The following is a 16,994-nucleotide window of genomic DNA, read 5'->3' as shown; positions in this document are numbered from 1 at the left end:
ACGATCAGCCGATGCGCGGTTCAAAGATCCTCATCACCGGTCCCACCGGGCAGGTCGCCGTCCCCGTCGCCAAGGCCCTCGCGGCCGACAACGAGGTGTGGGGCATCGCCCGTTTCACCGACTCCGCGGCCCGGGCCGACCTTGAAGAGTCAGGGGTGCGCTGCGAGCCGGTCAACCTGGCCAGTGGCGACTTCACGGGGCTGCCGACGGATTTCGACTACGTCATCAACCTCGCGGTGGCCAAGAGCGGCAGGTGGGAAAAGGATCTCGCCGCCAACGCCGAGTCGGTCGGGCTCCTCATGTCGCACTGCCGCGGCGCGAAGGCGTTCCTGCACTGTTCGTCAGGGGCCGTTTACGACCCACCCGGCGACGACCCCCGTTCTGAACACGCCGTCCTCGGGGACAACCACAAGCCAATGTTCCCAACATATTCCATCTCGAAGATCGCCGGTGAGGTCGTTGTCCGCACGATGGCTCGTGCGCTCGGCATTCCCAGCGTGATCGCCCGCCTCAACGTCCCCTACGGCGACAACGGCGGGTGGCCGTTCTTCCACATGGAGATGATGCTGGGCGGCTCACCGATCCCGGTCCCGCCAGGTGGGCCTGCCCGCTACAACCTGATGCACGAGGACGACATCATCGCGACAATCCCGAAACTTCTTGAGGTGGCCTCGGTTCCGGCGACAACCCTCAACTGGGCCAGCGAGCAGTTTGTCAGCATCCAGGAGTGGTGCGAATACCTGGGCTCGCTGGTGGGTGTGGAGCCGACGTTCGAGGAAAGCGATCGGGCGTTGCGCGGCAATCCGCTCGACGTTTCGTTGATGCGCGAACTGATCGGGCCCGCGACGGTCGACTGGCAGGACGGACTTCGTCGAATGGCGGCCAAATTTCACCCGGAGCTGGTCGGCTGACTATCGCGACGGTTTGAACCGGCGCAGTCGCAGGCTGTTGCTGACGACGAAGACGGAGCTGAAAGCCATTGCCGCACCGGCGATCATCGGGTTGAGCAGGCCGGCCGCCGCCAACGGCAACGCTGCCACGTTGTAGGCGAACGCCCAGAACAAATTTCCCTTGATCGTCGCGAGTGTCCTGCGAGACAACCGGATCGCATCACCGACGGTGCGCAGGTCATTGCGGACCAACGTCAGGTCACTCGCCTCGATCGCCACGTCCGCGCCGCTGCCCATCGCCAGACCCAGATCGGCCTGTGCCAGCGCGGCCGCATCGTTGACACCGTCACCCACCATCGCGACGATTTTGCCGTCGGTCTGCAGTCGCTTCACGACGTCGACCTTCTCGCTGGGCAGAACCTCGGCGATCACCTCGTCGATTCCCACCTGGGCCGCCACCGTGCGGGCCGTCGCCTCGTTGTCCCCGGTGAGCAGGATCGGCGTAAGCCCCAGCGCGCGAAGCTCTTTGACAGCATCGGCGGACGTCGGCTTGACCGCGTCGGCGACCACCAGGACACCGACGGCCGCGCCGTCCCGGCCGACCGCGACCGCGGTCCTACCCTCGGCCTCCGCACGTCGCAGGGCCTCGTCGAGTTCGTCCGGCATCTGCGTGAACAGTCGCGCCCGCCCGACCGTCACATCAACGCCGTCGACCACACCTTGGACGCCGAGGCCGCGCAGATTGGTGAAGTCCACTGCCGCGGGCAGATCGCCGACCTTCGCCTGCGCACCTGCCGCGATGGCCTTCGCGACCGGATGTTCGGATGCCTCCTCGAGTGCACCTGCGAGCCGCAGGACCTCGTCGGTGTGCACCCCCTCGGCGGCGATCACGTCGACCAGGGTCATCGTGCCGGTGGTGACCGTGCCGGTTTTGTCCAGCAGGATGGTGTCGACCTGATCAGTGGACTCGAGCACCTCCGGACCCTTGATCAAAATGCCCAGCTGCGCACCCCGGCCGGTGCCGACCATCAATGCCGTCGGCGTCGCCAGACCCAGCGCGCAGGGGCACGCGATGATCAGCACCGCCACCGCCGCGGTGAACGCCGCCGCGATCGGTCCGCCCGTGCCGATCCAGAAGCCCAGCGTCGCAACGGACAACGCGATGACGATCGGCACGAAGACACCCGAGATCCGGTCCGCCAACCGCTGGGCTTGCGCTTTCCCGTTCTGGGCGTCCTCGACGAGCCTGCTGATCTGCGCCAGCGCAGTGTCGGAGCCGACTCTGCTCGCCCGTACCACCAACCTGCCATCGGCGTTGACGGTGGCACCGACCACCTCGGCACCTGGTTCGACCTCAACCGGCACCGACTCACCGGTCAGCAGGGACGCGTCGACCGCGGAATGTCCCTCGACCACCACACCGTCGGTGGCGATCTTCTCGCCAGGACGCACGACGAACTCGTCACCGACGTTCAGCGCATCGATCGGGATGCGCTGCTCGGCACCGTCTCGGCGGACCGTCACGTCCTTGGCTCCGAGCTCGAGCAGGGCCCGCAGCGCCGCGCCCGCGCGTCGCTTGGAGCGGGCCTCGAAGTAGCGCCCGGCGAGGATGAAGGTGGTGACGCCCGCGGCGGCCTCGAGATAGATGTTGCCGCTGCCGTCGGTGCGGCCGATGGTCAGTTCGAACGCGTGAGTCATCCCAGGCGTGCCCGCGGTGCCCCAGAACAGCGCGTAAATCGACCACCCGAGCGCGGCCAGCGTGCCCATCGAGATGAGCGTGTCCATGGTGGCGGTACCGTGCCGCAGGTTCGCCCACGCCGCCCGGTGGAACGGCCATGCACCCCAGACCACCACCGGTGCAGCCAATGTCAACGACAACCACTGCCAGTAGGTGAACTGCCACGCGGGCACCATCGCCATCGCGACGACCGGCACCGTCAGCGCCAGGCAGATCAGCAACCGGGTCCGCAGGGCGGAGGTCGGATCATCGTCCGTGACAACGGGGTCCGGCACGGGCAGGTGGGCCTGATAGCCGGCGTCCGCCACCGTCGCTACGAGTTGTTCAGCGGTCACATCGTCGCCGAACTCAACCCTGGCTTTCTCGGTCGCGAAATTGACCGTGGCGGTGACGCCCTCGATCTTGTTGAGTTTCTTCTCGATTCGGTTGGCACACGACGCGCACGTCATGCCGTCCACCGAGAGTTCGACGACTGACATGTCAGTGTTGGTGTCCGCCGCCGTCGCCAGACGGGGCAGGTGCCGTCGTCGAGGCGGCGTCGGTGACGTTCACGGTGAACGCGGCGGTGCGCACGGCATCGCGATGCTGGAAATCGAGGAACAGTCGGTACGAGCCCGTGCTGGGGAACGTCGTGTGGAACCCGATCTCGGGGCCCGAGGCCGCGGTGCCGCCGTCGGGCTCGCTCATCGGATGCACGTGCAGGTAGGCGAGATCTGGTGCACGCACCGCGACGAGGTGCCCGTACGCGCCGAGGTAGGGCTGCAGGTCGTCGACGGGCTTGCCGTCCCGGCTGACCGACAGAGTCAGCATCGACGGGTCGTTGGCCTTCGGCGTCCCGCGCAGCGTCACCGTGTAATCATCGACCTCGGCGGTCTGCGCTGCTGGGGGCAGCGGTTGTGGGTCGTATTTTCCAGCGACGTGCAGATTGGCGCCCAACGTCAGCGCGGGACCGCCCGATGGCATGAAGTCGGCGAAGACGCGATAGTCGCCGGCGCGAGACAGGTCCAGCGGCACACTCCACGTACCCTGCTCGTCGAGCTTCGGGTGGACGTGCTGGAAGACCGCAAGGTCGTTGCGCACGACGATGAGGTGCAGGAGTTCGTCGTGCTTCTCGACGTAGCGCTTCACCGGCGCTCCGGTGGCACTGAGAATCTGAAACTTCAGTGGCACATCGGGATTGGCGGTGGCGATCGAGTCGTCCAGAGCCAGCGTGTACCCGTCCTGTGTCGTCTGCAGTCCGCCGGGCAGGTCTGGTGCGGCCACCGTCGTCGCCTCCTGCGGGGTGACCGCGTTGCCGATCCAGACGGAGATCGCGAAGACCGCGGCCAGTCCGACGACGAACGCGATGACCTTCTGTCCGGTTTTCATCAGCTGGCCAGCTGGTAGCCGGCGTCCTCGACGGCGGTCTTGATCGCGGCCGCCTCGAGCACGCTGTCGCTCTCGATGGTGACGCTACCGCTGGCAAGGTCGACGTCGACGGCTCGGACGCCGGGGATCTCCGTGATCTCCTCACGTACCGACGTGGCGCAATGTCCACAGCTCATTCCGGTTACGGTGACCGTTGTCGTGCTCATGAGTCCATTGGTACCATACCCCCATAGGGTATGCAAACGGCTCGGTCCCTGGCAGCATCGGCGACCATGCGCGTCCTGGTCCAGCGGGTGACGTCGGCGGCGGTGCGGGTCGACGGTGAGGTGGTCGGAGCGGTCCGCCCCGAGCGCCAGGGGCTGGTGGCGCTGGTAGGGGTGACGCACGACGACGACACGTCGAAGGCGCAGCGCATGGCCGAAAAGCTCTGGCAGCTGCGCATTCTCGACGACGAGAAGTCGGCGAGCGACGTCGGGGCGCCAATCCTCGTAGTCAGCCAGTTCACGCTCTACGCCAATACCGCCAGGGGCCGCCGTCCCGCCTGGAACGCCGCCGCCCCTCGCGCGGTGGCCGAACCGTTGGTGACCGCCTTCGCCGACGCACTTCGTGCCCTAGGCGCACAGGTCGAGACGGGCGTGTTCGGGGCGGACATGCGAGTGGAACTCGTCAACGACGGCCCCGTGACGGTGCTGCTCGAGCTGTGAGCCCTCAGTGTGCCGCGGCGACCGGCGGTATGCCCTCCGATGGCTGCACGATGACGAAGCCCGGCCCGTAAAACGACACCTGAACCGCCTCGCCTGAGCCGCGGCCGATCAGCGCTCCCGCTTTGAAACTGGTCTTGAGCTGGGTCTGCAGGTTCGCCGACCATGCCACCACCGCGTTGGTGTCGGCGAACGTGGGTGCCTCGGCGGCGTTGAGTACGACGGGTGGGCCGTCGGTGGTCAGCGCCACCCATCCGGTACCGCGCAATGTCGTATTGAACAGCCCGCCGGCCACCATGCTGCCGCCCTTGACGCGCTCGATGTTCCAGTCGAGGCTTGCCGAAAAGGCCAGCACGTTCTTGCCGCTGATCGACAACCCGGAATTCGTCAGGTTCAGCAGATGGACGTCGTAAGCGCGCTCGGCCAGGAACACGTCGCCCTGCCCCTGGCACCGCATCAGGGGGAGGCCCTCGCCGGTCAGCGCCTTCTTGAGGAACTTCGACGCCCCGCCGCCCTCGAACGCGAAGTCCACGTTGCCCTGGTAGGCCACCATCGCACCCTGGCGTGCCATGAACGGTTCGCCGAGGCGCACGCGCAGCAGCTTGGAGTTCTGATTCGCGATCGGTTTGGCTTCCTTCTCGCTGAACCGTCCGTCGACCAAATCGCCAGTGATGCCTGAGAATCCGTCGCCGGCGGGTTGCCCGCCCATGACCGCGGCCTGCGGTGGTCCTGGCTGATGCTGCGGCGCGGGCCCGGCAGGCGGTGCGCCCAGCGGCGCCCGGACGACCTGCCCCTGGTGCGACACCTGATCGGTCCACTGCTGGCCGTCCCACCAGCGGTGTTCGTAGCGTCCTTCGGGGTCGGGCCGCCAGCTTCCGTTATTAGGTCCAGTCATGGAGACAAAACTAATCCGACGACTGGCATCCTGGTGGCATGGCAAAGGAAATTGACCGGGTGCGCGCGCAAAGCGCCCTCGCGGTCATCAAGCAGCACCCGGGCATGGTGCTGTTCGTCGCCTCCCCGGTGATCATCGGGCTGGGCCTGGTGTGGTGGCTGGTCAGTCCGACCCTGGCTGTCCTGCTGTTCATCGGTGCGGTCGCGGGCGGCGGAGCTGTTCTGCTGTTGAACCGCAAGCAGTAGCGCACACGCACGGCGCTGTTCGCTTCGGGAGAAAGCCGTCCCAACAGCGGTGTAACGATGTAATCATGTAATCATGAGACATCATCACTCCGGCAGAAGGCCAGGCCGCTCCGGCGGCTGGCAGCAGGCCGAACAACCCGACGCGAGTAGTGCGGGCGACTGGTTCTCCGGTCGCCTGCCCGAAGGCTGGTTCGCCGGTGACCCGACGGTCGTCGTCGACCGCGAAGAGATCACCGTCATCGGTCACCTCCCCGAAGTCGAAGGCGCCGAGGAGAGTGAAGCCCACGCATCCGGCAGAGTCGCGCGGTTCCGCGAGGAGACGCGTTCGGAGCGCATGCGGATCGCCGATGAAGCCGAGCGTCGTTACGGTCGCAAGGTTGCCTGGGGTGTCGAGGTGGGGGCCGACGAGGCGACGGAACGAATCCTGTTCACCCACATCGCCGTACCGGTGATGACACGATTGCGTCAGCCAGAGCGCCAGGTCCTCGACACGCTGGTGGATGCCGGCGTGGCCCGCTCCCGCTCCGATGCGCTGGCGTGGTCGGTCAAGCTGGTCGGCGAACATGCCGACGAATGGCTGGGCAAGCTGCGCGACGCCATGCGCAACGTCGACGATCTGCGCGCCGAGGGTCCACAGATCTAGACCCGCTCGACACCCACATACCCCGAGCTCAACGCCGAGGTCTGGGACAGCGGGTCGACGGACACGTCGTCGATGAGCAGGTTGCGGTTGGCGCCGTAGGAAACCGGATCGGCGCCGCCGCGCGGGTCGAAGATCCTTGAGCCCCAGCCGTGGTCGACTATCAGCACCCCGCGACGGGGACGATCGCTGACGGAAGCGGTCAGCTCGATCTGTCCGACGGGGGAGAAGACGCGCACCGCGTCTCCGTCGGCGATTCCCAGCCCAACCGCGTCCTCGGGGTTGATCACCACGTCATTGCGCTTACCCGAGGGGTGCAGGCCGGGAAGCTCGTTGAGCCAGGAGTTCATCGAGTGCCGGTTGCGACGGTTCGACAACTGGAACGGGTACCCGGCTGGGGCGTGCGGCGCGGGTTCGGCGAGCAGTTCGCGCGCGCGGGCCACGAACTCCGGCGGTGCGGCGTGCACCATCTTGTCCTCGGTGCGCAACGCGCTGCGAAAATGACCGAACTCGCGTGGGCCCAGCACCATTCCATGCGGATTCGCCATCAGATCACGCCAACTCACCCTGCGCCCGTTGACCTTTCGGCTGGTCGCGACGAGCAGGCGATTCAACCACGCCGGGGTGAACTCGAGGCCGGGCCTGCGGGTCAGCCTGGCAAGAGCGCGGGTGACCCGCACGAAACCGTTCATCCCTTTGGCGCCGAAGAGCGGCTTGCGCATCGCGATCGCGAGATCGACGAAGATGCGCCACTCTTCACGGGCCCCCGGCGGTGGATCGACGACCGCCCGTCCGTACTGCACGTACGGCTCGTCGTGCAGGTTGCTGGTCAGGGCCAGCAGGTCGTCGCGTTCCAGCCAGTGCGCGGCAGGCAGCAACCAGTGTGCGTGACGGTGACTTTCACGCTGTACCAAGTCAATCGCGACCAACAGATCCAGCTGCGCGAGTGCGGCGTCCAACTTGGCGCCGTGCGGCCCGGACACCACGGGATTGCCGCAGTTGATCACCATCGCGCGAATCTGTCCGGGCCCCGGTGTGGTGATCTCATCGGGCAGTTCCGCCAGCGCGTGGGCACCCGCGACCAGATCGGTGCCCCTGAGCCGACTCTTGTGTGCCGGCGGTTTCGCCATACCGGACAGCTTCAGCGCATCGACATAGCCGGGTTCGAACCGGCGCCCGCCCGGCCGGTCCATGCGACCCGTGATGACGTTCAGCACGTGGCCCAGCCACTCGCCGATCGTGCCGGTCACATGCAGTGAAACTCCGGTGCGGGTGACGACCATCGCGCGCTTGGCGGTCGCGAAATTCCTTGCCACTTGCTCGATGACCGCGCGCGGGACGTCACACCGCACGGCCAGATCATCGAGGTCCGCGTCGGTGACGAGCGCGCGAAGCTCGTCCACCCCGGTGGCGAGATCGCGGCAGTCGCCCTCGTGTTCGAGCCGCTCGTCGAGGATGACCTTGACCATGGCGAGCAGCAGTGCCCAGTCCTGTCCGGGTCGCACCGCCAGATGCACATCCGCCTTGTCCGCGGTCTCGGTCCGCAGAGGATCGACGACGACGATCTGCGCACCTTGGCGCTGTCGCTCCAGTGCGCGCTGCCAGCCGCCGGGCACGGTTTCCAGCCAGTTCCACGCGCTGACCGCCGGATTGGCGCCGACCAGCAGGAAGTAGTCGCAGTTGTCGACGTCGGATACCGGCGCCATCAGCATCGATCCGTACATCGCCTCGGCGACGACGTGCAACGCGTTCTGGTCCACCGAACCGACGGCGTACCGGTTCTGGGTGCCGACGGCATCCAACCACGCGATCATGAACAGCACGTTCGACGACGAGTAGCCAGTCGGGTTCCCGTAATAGAGGCCGATCGAATCGGGACCGTCGGCGTCGATCAGGGCCGTCATCCGCGCCGCGATGTCGGCGATCGCCTCGTCCCAGCTGGCTTCGACATACTCGCCGGCCCCGATCCGACGCATCGGCGCCACGATCCTGCGCGGGTGCTCGACGAGCTGATTGGCCGTCCTGCCCTTGGCGCAGAAGTCATGCCAACTGTGCGGGTTCTGCTTGTCCGGTGAAATCTTGATCACCCTGTTGTCCTCGACGGTGACCTCGAGACCGCAGGCTGCCGAACAGTATCTGCAGAAGGTGTACGCCGTCGTACTTTTCGATGTCGTGGTCATCGATTTCGAGACTACGACGACTACACCTGCGTCATAGACCAATAAGCGCCACGCTTAGCCATGAGCTGCGCGTGGTTGCCTTGTTCAACGATGCGACCGGCTTCGAGGACGACGATGACGTCGGCGTCGCGGATCGTCGAAAGCCGGTGCGCGATGATGAAACTCGTCCGGTCCCGGCGCAATTCGGCCATTGCCTGCTGGATCAGCAATTCAGTCCTGGTGTCGACCGAACTCGTCGCCTCGTCGAGGACGAGCAGCTGCGGGCGGGACAGCGTGGCGCGCGCGATCGTGATGAGCTGTTTCTCGCCCGCGCTGATGTTTCCGCCGTCGCTCCTGACCCACGTTTGATAGCCGTCGGGCAGATGGTGCACGAACCGGTCGACGTAGGCGGCCTTCGCCGCCGCGATCACCTCGTCCTCTTCTGCATCGGGTCTGCCGTAGGCGATGTTGTCGTAGATGGTTCCGCTGAACAGCCAGGTGTCCTGCAGCACCATGCCGATGCGGGATCGCAGTGACTGACGGCTGATGGTGGCGATGTCCACGCCGTCGAGCAGGATCTGGCCGGAATCGACGTCGTAGAACCGCATCAGCAGGTTCACCAGAGTGGTCTTGCCCGCGCCCGTCGGCCCGACGATCGCCACAGTGCTTCCCGGTTCGACGGTCAGTGACAGGTCCTCGATGACGGGAGTGCCTTCGCGGTAGCCGAAGTCGACGTTCCTGAACTCGACCCGGCCGGGGCGCCCCCCGGGCGACGGCGGCATCGCCGCACGCTCAGGGGATTCCTCGTCGGTATCAAGGAGTTCGAACACCCGCTCCGCGCTGGCCACTCCGGATTGCAGGGTGTTGTACATGCCGGCGACCTGGGTCAGCGGCTGGTTGAACTGGCGGACATACTGGATGAACGCCTGGATACTGCCGAGGGTGATCTGACCCGTCGCGACTTGAATGCCGCCGACCACGGCCACCGCGACGTAGCTGATATTGCCGATGAACACCGTCGCCGGCGACACCAGGCCCGAAAAGAACTGCGCCTCAGAGCTGGTCTGATACACGTCGTCGTTGAACTCGCCGAACTGTTGCTGTGCCTGGGCGCGATGACCGAACGTCTTGACGATGGTGAACCCGCTGTACGTCTCCTCGATGTGCGCGTTGAGCCGCCCGGTGTTGGCCCACTGTGCGACGAACAACCGCTGAGACCGTCGTGCGATCACCCGGGTCGCCCACAGAGACAACGGCACGGTGATCACCGTGAGCAGCGTCAGCAGCGGCGAGATCGTCAGCATCATCACCAGCACCGCGAAGACTGTCAACACCGATGTCAACAGCGAGTTGATCGTCATCGAAAGCGACGTCTGGATGTTGTCGACATCGTTGGTGACGCGGCTGAGTACCTCGCCGCGCTGACGGGAGTCGAAGTACGACAGCGGCATTCGGTGCAGCTTGTCCTCGACGTCGGATCGCAGGGTGACCATCGTGCGCTGCACGACGACGTTCAGAATGCGTGCCTGCACCCAGACCAACAGCGCGGCGACCAGGTACAGGCACAGCGCCAACAGCAGCGTGCGGCCGACGGCTGCGAAGTCCACGCCCTGGCCCGGTTCGACATTCATTCCGGACAGCAAATCGGCGAAAGTGTTGTCACCACGCGCGCGCGCCGCGTCGATTGCCTGCTCTTTGGTCAGGCCGGCGGGCAGCTGACGGCCGATCACGCCGTTGAACAACAGGTCGGTGGCGTGTCCGAGAATGCGCGGTCCGACCACACCGATCGCGATGCCAGCGACGCCGAGCAGCACGACCGTGATGGCCAGCGCGCGCTGCGGCGTCAGCTGCTTGACCAATCTGATCGCCGAACCCTTGAAGTCCCGCGACCGCTCGGTCGGCGCCTGTCCCACGCCGCGGATGGTGCGTGCCATCGTCAAGGCGCACCCACCACCTGTGAGTCGGCGAACTCCGCATACTCCGGACAATCCGTCAGCAGAGTGTCGTGGCTACCCACGCCGAGGATCCGCCCGTTGTCGATGACGATGATCTGATCGGCCTGGGAGATTGTCGAAATACGCTGGGAAACAATCACAACCGTGGAACCGGCCGACTCCTGCCGAAGTGCGGCTCGCACCTGTGCGTCGGTTCGGACATCGAGCGCGGAGAATGCGTCGTCGAACAGGTAGACCGCGGGACGGCGGATCACCGCGCGCGCGATCGCCAACCGCTGACGCTGTCCGCCGGAGAAGTTGATGCCCCCCTGCGCGACACGCATGTCCAGCCCGTCGGGGTGGGCGCGTACGAAGTCGTCGGCAGCCGCCACCTCCAGCGCGTGCCACATGTCGTCCTCGGTCGCCACGGTTCCAGGGGCCGCGCCGACCTGAAGGTTGTCTGCGACGGTTCCGGAGAACAGATAGCCCCGCTGGGGCACCACACCGATCGCTGCCCACAACTGTTCGAGATCGAACTCGCGCACGTCGATGCCGTCCACGCGCACCGAGCCGGCTGTCACGTCATACAGGCGGCAGATCAACGAAATCAACGTCGACTTGCCCGAACCGGTCGATCCGACGATCGCCGTCGTCGTCCCCGGCCGTGCGGTGAACGAAATATCCTGCAGTACCGGGCGCTCGGCGCCGGGATAGCTGAAAGAGGCGCCATCCAAACGGATCTCGCCCTCGATGGCCGCGGGCCGCACGGGGTCCGGCGGGCTGGTGATCTGGGGTTCGGTCGACAACACCTCCCCGATGCGCTCGGCGCACACCGACGCGCGGGGGATGAGGACCAGGATGAATGTCGCCAGCAGTACCGCCATCAGGATCTGCATGAAATAGGCCAGGAACGCGATCAGCGAACCGACCTGCATCTGGCCGGCGTCGATGCGCAGACCGCCGAACCAGATCAGCGCGACGCTGGAGATGTTGATGACGAGTGTCGTCGACGGCAGCATCAGTGCCTGCCAGCGGCCTGCCTCTAGTGCCGCTTCGGCGACGGCCTCGTTCGCTTCCGCGAATCGCTTGCGCTCGAACGTTTCCCGCGTGAAGGCGCGAATCACCCGGATGCCGGAAAGCTGTTCACGCATGACCCGGTTGATGCCGTCGATGAGTCGTTGCATGCGCCGGAAGATCGGCAGCAGGTGCGACACCACCCAGTAGTTGGCGGCAGCCAGGATCGGCACACTGACCAGAAGCAGCCAGGACAGTCCCGCGTCCTGATGTATGGCCATGAAGATCCCGCCGATCGACATGATCGGCGCGGTGATCAGCATGGTGCAGGTCAGTTGCACGAGCAGCTGGATCTGCTGGACGTCGTTTGTGCTCCTGGTGAGCAATGACGCCGCACCAAACCGTGCGGTCTCCTCGGCCGAGAACCCGGTGACGTGGTGAAAGATCGACGATCGGAGGTCGCGACCGAATCCCGAGCCCGCCCGCGACCCGAAGTACACCGCGCCGATCGCGCACAGCACCTGCAGTGCGGTGACCGCGAGCATCACGCCGCCGAGCTCGACGATGATCGGCAGATCGCCCTTGGCGACTCCGTCGTCGATGATCGAGGCGTTCACCGTCGGCAGGTACAGCGATGCCAGGGTGCTGATCAACTGAAGCAGCGCCACGGACGCAAGCAGCCACCGATATGGCCGCGCGTACTGTCGCAGCAGCGCCCACAACATGGGAGTTACTGTCGCATACCGCCTATCCGTCGTGGCCAGCAGTGTCACCTGAGAATTGGATAAATAGGCAGGTCAACCGGCCTGTCGGTGGTTGACCTTCTGACCTGCCGCTACAGTGCATGGCGTGACTCCCCGGAGCCGCCCCGGCGGCGACATCAGATCCACGACGCGCCCGGCTCGGACGAGCCGAAACGCCAAAGCGCTGGCCGTGGCGGCCGCGGTGATGATCCCGATGTTTGCCGCATGCTCGGATTCCGAGCCGACGAACCCGGGGGAGGTGCCGCAGAGTCAGGCACCTTCGGACAACGCGACCCACGGCCCCTTCTTCCCTGAATGTGGGGGTATCAGCGACCAGGAGGTGATCTCGCAGACGCGGGTCCCGGGTCTGGTGAACACCGCGAAGACGTCGGTGGGGTGTCAGTGGCTTGCCGGCGGCAGCATCCTGGGCCCGCACTTCTCGTTCACCTGGTTCCGCGGCAGCCCCATCGGTCGTGAACGCAAGACCGAGGAGCTGACCCGAGCCAGTGTCGAGGACATCACCATCGAGGGAAAGAACGGCTTCATCGCCACCGGTGACGATCCGATGCTCGGAACCAACCTGTGCGAGATCGGCATCCAGTTCGATGACGACTTCATCGAATGGTCGATCAGCTACAACGAGCAGCCGTTCCCGGACCCGTGCGACGTCGCCAAGGAACTGACCCGCCAGTCGATTGTGAACTCCAAATGAGAATCGGACTCAGCCATCAACGCCGGGGTGCCGTGCGCGCTGCTGCCGTGGCGCTGACCGCGGTCGCCGTGCTCGCCGGGTGCACCAGCACCGTGGAGGGAACTGCGACCAAGTCGGGGTCCGGTGACACACCCCGGAACAACGACTCCGAACGGCAGTACCCGAACCTGCAGAAGGAGTGCGACGTCCTGACCGAGGACATCCTCGCCGAGACCGTCAACGCGGATCCCTTGGACATCCAGAGCACGTTCGTCGGCGCGGTGTGCCGCTGGCAGGCGGCCAACCCGACAGGACTGGTGGACATCACCCGTTTCTGGTTCGAGCAGGGCAGTCTGGCCAATGAACGCGAGGTCGCCGACCAACTCGAGTACCAGGTCGAGAGCAAGTCGGTGGCGGGTATCGAATCCATCGTGATGCGCCCGAACGATCCGAACGGCGCCTGCGGGGTCGCCAGCGATGCGGCAGGCGTGGTCGGCTGGTGGGTCAACCCGCAGAGCCCGGGCAGCGATGCCTGCGCGATGGCGCTCAAGCTGATGGAACTGACGCTGGCCACCCGCGCCTGAGTCTCACCGAGGCACGTGGAAGGTGACGAGCGTGGCACCGTTGAGCGCCAGCTGATCCCAGCCCTGGCCGGTTCGCAACACCGCGACCGAGGACGTCGGGAACTTCTCGGAGATGCGTTCGGCCGCAGTGCTGTTGCTGCCGTCAGCGGTGGCCAATCCGAGTGACACCGCGGACATCGTCGGCTCGTGCCCGATGACCAGCAGCGTGTTCACCTCGTGGTCGAACCGTGAGGCGACCCCGTTGATCTCGTCGATCACCACGCCGGGCGTCGCGTCGTAGAGGCGGTCGACGAACTCCGTCGGCGCGTCGATGCGGGTCTGCTCCAGCGTCTGCCGGGTGCGAGTGGCCGTCGAGCACAGCACCGCGTCCACCGCGGGCGCGTGCGCTCGCAGCCAGTCACCGGCGAGCGCGGCCTCCCGGATACCGCGCGGTGCCAGCGGACGTTCGTGATCTGCCACTCCCGCCGGGTAGTCCGACTTGGCGTGACGAAGCAGCAACAGCGTGCGATAGGAGTCGCTCACCGTCTCACCGTAGAGGTGGTGCCGTGATGGGGTCTACTAGCTGATGTAGTAGCAGCGGCGGTAGGGTTCGCCACGTGAGTACGCCGAAGTCACGGGCGCGTTGGGTGCGTGGCGCCCTCGTGGGTGCGTGCTCGGCGGTGGTCACGGTCGGTGCTCACGCCGCCGCAGGCGGGGTCGTTCCGCAGGGCGGACGACTCATCGCGTCGATGCTGGTCTGCGCGATCGTCGGCGCCATCCTGGCCGCCGCGCCACTCGAGGATCGCCGCGGCAGGCTGCTCGGCGTGATCGGCGCGCTCGCCGTCGCGCAGTCGCTCGGCCACCTCACGTTGATGGCGTCCGCATCGCATCACCACGGCCACGCGGTGGGACTCACGCCTGCGATGGCCGCCGCGCATCTCGGCGCCGCTGTGCTGCTCGGCGTCGCCATCACCTCCGTCGAATACCTCTACGTCGTCTGCGAGTCGGTGGTGTGCTGGCTGCGACTGTTCGCGCGGGCCGCCTTGCGGCCGGCCGCGCGGGCGTTGCCGCTGGTAACCAGTGACGTTGTCGCACAGTCGGTGCTGCTCTGCGCCGGCCTCGGTATGCGTGCGCCGCCACGGCACGCTCTGTCGGCCGGATAGCGGTCGATCTCTCACACCACAGCAGCGAAGCCTCAGCCGAGGTGTCGCTGCCGTCCTCTGTTGTGTCAGCGCTGAATCGATGCGCCGCAACCGATCTCCCTTTTCTTGCTTGATCTGATCTAAGGAATTGAATCAGGTGTTCGACACACCTCTCCTCGTGCTTGGCATTCTTCGATGAAACCGACAGTCGCGAAGCGCGGCGATGCCGCCGTGCTGCGGCGCATCTGGCGTCTGCATTTCTGGGTGGCCCTGTTCGCCGCACCCGCTCTGGTGCTGCTTGCGTGTTCAGGGCTGGTGATCCTGTACACCGGGCCGCTCAACGATTGGCTGCACCGCGATCTGTATGTCGTTGCCGAAGGGCCCGACACCGTTTCGCTCGATAACCAGGTCGACGTCGCCGCGCAGAATGTCGGCGCGGACTACACGATCGACGCCGTCACACCGCCCGCGGGCGCGGGCCAGTCGACACGGGTCGACTTCCTGTCGCCGGGAGGCCTATCGCTGCCTGCTGGGGAAGCCAACCTCACCCAGGTCTTCGTGGATCCGTACACCGGGCGATATCTGGGCCAGCGCAGTGAGCTGTCCGGCCTCGTCGGGTGGGCAAATCAGCTGCACCGCCTGTTCGGCAACGACGGGCCCCAGGTCCACCTGCCATCGGTCGGACACCTGATCTCGCCGTCGGCCTATCCCGACGCGACGATTCCGGTCGGGATCGGAAACCTGTGGATGGAGCTGACGGCGGTCTGGATCCTCGTCCTGATGGCCACGGGGATTTACCTGTGGTGGCCGAGGGCGATCGAGGCGACGAAGCCGCTGCTGACGATCCGCTGGAAACGCGGCGGCCGCATCCGGTGGCGCGATCTGCATGCGCTCACCGGTGTGGTGATCGCGGTCGTCCTCATCTGTTATGTGCTCTCCGGACTGACGTGGTCACGGTATTGGGGCGAGAATTGGCGGGCGGTTTCTTCCACGATCACGCCGTCGATCGAAGTAGACGCTCCCTCGACGCCGGCGTCCATGGGCGATTACGACCGCCTGGGCCGACGCATCGCCTGGGCGGCCACCGACGATCCGGTGTACGTATCGGCTATCCACGGGTCGGCGCCCGCGCGCCTCTCGTTCGCCGACGTCGATCGGCTTGCCAAGGGCGAGCACATGGTTCCGGGCTACGCGATCATCCCGCCGACGGACGTCACCGAGAACGGGGAAATGCTGTACGGCAGCTACACGGTCGTCAACGCGTGGCCGCAAAGGCTTTCGGAGCAGCGCACGTTGTACCTCAACCAGTTCACCGGGCGGACGATCACCAACGCCACCGCGGAACATGACGGGGCGCTATCCCAGGCGACCAGCTTCGGTATTGCGATGCACATGGGCACTCAGTTCGGAGTGCTGACGCGGATCCTGGCGACAGTCGCGTGCCTCGGGGTGATCCTGAGCGCGTTGACCGGACTGTTCATGTGGTGGCATCGCCGCCCCTCGGGCCGCAGCGGATTGCCGGGTCCGGTCAGCGATGCGACCCGCGCCGGTACACCCAAACGTGCGGCGGTCGCGGTGTCCGTCGCCGCGGTCGTTCTCGGGATCTTGTTCCCGGTGTTCGGGCTGTCGCTGCTCGTCGTACTCGGGGTGGAAGCCGTTCTCGCCAGGCGGCGCCGAACCCGCGAACGCGAGGTGGCCGGCGACACCGGCGACGCTGAGGAGTCGAAGGCATATGTCTGACATAAGAATCCGGGTGTGGGTCGCGGCTTTCGCCGTCTGCGCGTTGCTCGGCACCGGCTGTTCGGCCTCCCCGGGCGACCGCAGGGAGCTGATGGCGTCCACCATTACCGTCGAGAATCAGTGGGCGAGCTCGGCAGCGACGGGGATGGCCGGGATGGCTGCGGTGTTCGGCACGTTCTCCAACTCCGGCGACCACGACGCCCGCATCGTGTCCGGTGAATCGCGGCTTGCCGGACGGGTCGAGGTGCACGAGGTCGTCCCGGATGCATCGGGGGCAATGACGATGCGTCCCAAGGCGGATGGCCTGACGGTACCGGCGGGTGGCTCTCGCGAACTGATCCCCGGTGGTGACCACCTGATGCTGATGGATCTCAAGGCACCGCTGCAGCCAGGTGCCGACGTGACGCTGACCGTCGTCTTCGAGGACGGCTCGACCCTTCCGGTGACTGCGCAGATCCGCGACTTCGCGGGCGCCGACGAGGAATACACACCGGGCGGCACCGGTTCCGGCGGAGGGCATCACTAGCCATG

Annotated in this window: 17 protein-coding genes; 9 read left to right on the top strand and 8 right to left on the bottom strand. The window is 66.1% G+C overall.

What is annotated here, in order from left to right; translation table 11 throughout:
- Positions 1–11 precede the first annotated feature (11 nt).
- Entirely contained in the window at positions 12–911 is a 900-nt protein-coding gene (locus G6N42_RS13945) for an NAD-dependent epimerase/dehydratase family protein (RefSeq protein WP_163730122.1), read from the top strand.
- Here G6N42_RS13945 and G6N42_RS13940 read toward each other — a convergent pair whose 3' ends face one another.
- From G6N42_RS13940 to G6N42_RS13930, 3 genes are read right to left on the bottom strand one after another with little or no spacing between them, the layout of a single operon-like run.
- A complete protein-coding gene (locus G6N42_RS13940) occupies positions 912–3,107 on the bottom strand; it encodes a heavy metal translocating P-type ATPase (RefSeq protein ID WP_163730121.1) in 2,196 nt (731 codons plus the stop codon).
- A 1-nt stretch (position 3,108) separates the two neighbouring features.
- Positions 3,109–3,996: a DUF8832 domain-containing protein gene (locus G6N42_RS13935; protein WP_163730120.1), complete on the bottom strand. Its 888-nt coding sequence runs from the start codon at positions 3,994–3,996 to the stop codon at positions 3,109–3,111.
- Positions 3,996–4,202: a heavy-metal-associated domain-containing protein gene (locus G6N42_RS13930; RefSeq protein WP_163730119.1), complete on the bottom strand. Its 207-nt coding sequence runs from the start codon at positions 4,200–4,202 to the stop codon at positions 3,996–3,998. The genes G6N42_RS13935 and G6N42_RS13930 overlap by 1 nt, the downstream gene beginning before the upstream one ends.
- A 66-nt stretch (positions 4,203–4,268) precedes the next feature.
- Here G6N42_RS13930 and dtd point away from each other — a divergent pair, with 66 nt between their 5' ends.
- A complete protein-coding gene (gene dtd, locus G6N42_RS13925) occupies positions 4,269–4,700 on the top strand; it encodes a D-aminoacyl-tRNA deacylase (protein ID WP_163730118.1) in 432 nt (143 codons plus the stop codon).
- Positions 4,701–4,704: 4 nt separating this feature from the next.
- On the opposite strand, the gene G6N42_RS13920 is transcribed toward dtd, so the two are convergent.
- Positions 4,705–5,592, bottom strand: coding sequence for an AIM24 family protein (locus G6N42_RS13920; RefSeq protein WP_163730117.1), 888 nt, complete (start codon positions 5,590–5,592; stop codon positions 4,705–4,707).
- Between the two features lie 38 nt (positions 5,593–5,630).
- Between G6N42_RS13920 and G6N42_RS13915 the strand changes: the two genes are divergently transcribed.
- Both G6N42_RS13915 and abmR read left to right on the top strand, forming a co-directional pair.
- Complete coding sequence (locus G6N42_RS13915; RefSeq protein WP_163730116.1) at positions 5,631–5,837, top strand: hypothetical protein; 207 nt, start codon at positions 5,631–5,633, stop codon at positions 5,835–5,837.
- Positions 5,838–5,910: 73 nt separating this feature from the next.
- Positions 5,911–6,480 carry an ATP-binding transcription factor AbmR gene (gene abmR / locus G6N42_RS13910; protein ID WP_163730115.1) on the top strand — a complete coding sequence of 190 codons (570 nt, stop codon included), beginning with the start codon at positions 5,911–5,913 and terminating at the stop codon, positions 6,478–6,480.
- On the opposite strand, the gene G6N42_RS13905 is transcribed toward abmR, so the two are convergent.
- The 3 genes from G6N42_RS13905 to G6N42_RS13895 are packed head-to-tail and all read right to left on the bottom strand — an operon-like array spanning position 6,477 to position 12,309.
- Positions 6,477–8,657, bottom strand: coding sequence for a molybdopterin-containing oxidoreductase family protein (locus G6N42_RS13905; protein WP_163730114.1), 2,181 nt, complete (start codon positions 8,655–8,657; stop codon positions 6,477–6,479). The genes abmR and G6N42_RS13905 overlap by 4 nt on opposite strands.
- Positions 8,658–8,677: 20 nt before the next feature.
- On the bottom strand, positions 8,678–10,570 hold the full coding sequence (locus G6N42_RS13900) for an ABC transporter ATP-binding protein (RefSeq protein WP_163730113.1): 1,893 nt from the start codon (positions 10,568–10,570) through the stop codon (positions 8,678–8,680).
- 2 nt (positions 10,571–10,572) lie between these two features.
- Positions 10,573–12,309, bottom strand: coding sequence for an ABC transporter ATP-binding protein (locus G6N42_RS13895; protein ID WP_163730112.1), 1,737 nt, complete (start codon positions 12,307–12,309; stop codon positions 10,573–10,575).
- Between the two features lie 115 nt (positions 12,310–12,424).
- Here G6N42_RS13895 and G6N42_RS13890 point away from each other — a divergent pair, with 115 nt between their 5' ends.
- Positions 12,425–13,039, top strand: a complete 615-nt coding sequence (locus G6N42_RS13890; RefSeq protein WP_434059584.1) for a DUF3558 domain-containing protein — start codon at positions 12,425–12,427, stop codon at positions 13,037–13,039.
- Complete coding sequence (locus tag G6N42_RS13885; protein WP_163730111.1) at positions 13,036–13,602, top strand: DUF3558 domain-containing protein; 567 nt, start codon at positions 13,036–13,038, stop codon at positions 13,600–13,602. The genes G6N42_RS13890 and G6N42_RS13885 overlap by 4 nt, the downstream gene beginning before the upstream one ends.
- A 3-nt stretch (positions 13,603–13,605) precedes the next feature.
- Here the strand turns inward: G6N42_RS13885 and G6N42_RS13880 are convergent, their stop codons facing one another.
- Complete coding sequence (locus G6N42_RS13880; RefSeq protein WP_163730110.1) at positions 13,606–14,124, bottom strand: SixA phosphatase family protein; 519 nt, start codon at positions 14,122–14,124, stop codon at positions 13,606–13,608.
- 74 nt (positions 14,125–14,198) lie between these two features.
- Here G6N42_RS13880 and G6N42_RS13875 point away from each other — a divergent pair, with 74 nt between their 5' ends.
- From G6N42_RS13875 to G6N42_RS13865, 3 genes are all read left to right on the top strand, one after another.
- Positions 14,199–14,744 (top strand): hypothetical protein, encoded by a 546-nt coding sequence (locus G6N42_RS13875; protein ID WP_163730109.1) that lies wholly within the window; start codon positions 14,199–14,201, stop codon positions 14,742–14,744.
- A gap of 174 nt (positions 14,745–14,918) precedes the next feature.
- Complete coding sequence (locus G6N42_RS13870) at positions 14,919–16,463, top strand: PepSY-associated TM helix domain-containing protein (protein WP_163730108.1); 1,545 nt, start codon at positions 14,919–14,921, stop codon at positions 16,461–16,463.
- Entirely contained in the window at positions 16,456–16,989 is a 534-nt protein-coding gene (locus G6N42_RS13865) for a copper chaperone PCu(A)C (protein ID WP_163730107.1), read from the top strand. Before G6N42_RS13870 ends, G6N42_RS13865 begins: the two co-directional genes overlap by 8 nt.
- The last annotated feature ends 5 nt before the right edge of the window (positions 16,990–16,994 follow it).

It is taken from the genome of Mycobacterium gallinarum (genome assembly GCF_010726765.1).
Taxonomy (GTDB): domain Bacteria; phylum Actinomycetota; class Actinomycetes; order Mycobacteriales; family Mycobacteriaceae; genus Mycobacterium; species Mycobacterium gallinarum.
Note: the sequence above shows the minus strand (reverse complement) of the source record. Positions and strands in the feature narration are given on the sequence as shown.

Bases quoted from the DNA above. Each gene is read 5' to 3' on its own strand.
- G6N42_RS13930 (WP_163730119.1), bottom strand. From the start codon at position 4,202: ATGAGCACGACAACGGTCACCGTAACCGGAATGAGCTGTGGACATTGC.
- G6N42_RS13895 (WP_163730112.1), bottom strand. From the start codon at position 12,309: ATGTTGTGGGCGCTGCTGCGACAGTACGCGCGGCCATATCGGTGGCTG.
- dtd (WP_163730118.1), top strand. From the start codon at position 4,269: ATGCGCGTCCTGGTCCAGCGGGTGACGTCGGCGGCGGTGCGGGTCGAC.
- abmR (WP_163730115.1), top strand. From the start codon at position 5,911: ATGAGACATCATCACTCCGGCAGAAGGCCAGGCCGCTCCGGCGGCTGG.
- G6N42_RS13865 (WP_163730107.1), top strand. From the start codon at position 16,456: ATGTCTGACATAAGAATCCGGGTGTGGGTCGCGGCTTTCGCCGTCTGC.
- G6N42_RS13915 (WP_163730116.1), top strand. From the start codon at position 5,631: ATGGCAAAGGAAATTGACCGGGTGCGCGCGCAAAGCGCCCTCGCGGTC.
- G6N42_RS13905 (WP_163730114.1), bottom strand. From the start codon at position 8,657: ATGACCACGACATCGAAAAGTACGACGGCGTACACCTTCTGCAGATAC.
- G6N42_RS13940 (WP_163730121.1), bottom strand. From the start codon at position 3,107: ATGTCAGTCGTCGAACTCTCGGTGGACGGCATGACGTGCGCGTCGTGT.
- G6N42_RS13900 (WP_163730113.1), bottom strand. From the start codon at position 10,570: ATGGCACGCACCATCCGCGGCGTGGGACAGGCGCCGACCGAGCGGTCG.
- G6N42_RS13920 (WP_163730117.1), bottom strand. From the start codon at position 5,592: ATGACTGGACCTAATAACGGAAGCTGGCGGCCCGACCCCGAAGGACGC.
- G6N42_RS13870 (WP_163730108.1), top strand. From the start codon at position 14,919: ATGAAACCGACAGTCGCGAAGCGCGGCGATGCCGCCGTGCTGCGGCGC.
- G6N42_RS13935 (WP_163730120.1), bottom strand. From the start codon at position 3,996: ATGAAAACCGGACAGAAGGTCATCGCGTTCGTCGTCGGACTGGCCGCG.
- G6N42_RS13885 (WP_163730111.1), top strand. From the start codon at position 13,036: ATGAGAATCGGACTCAGCCATCAACGCCGGGGTGCCGTGCGCGCTGCT.
- G6N42_RS13945 (WP_163730122.1), top strand. From the start codon at position 12: ATGCGCGGTTCAAAGATCCTCATCACCGGTCCCACCGGGCAGGTCGCC.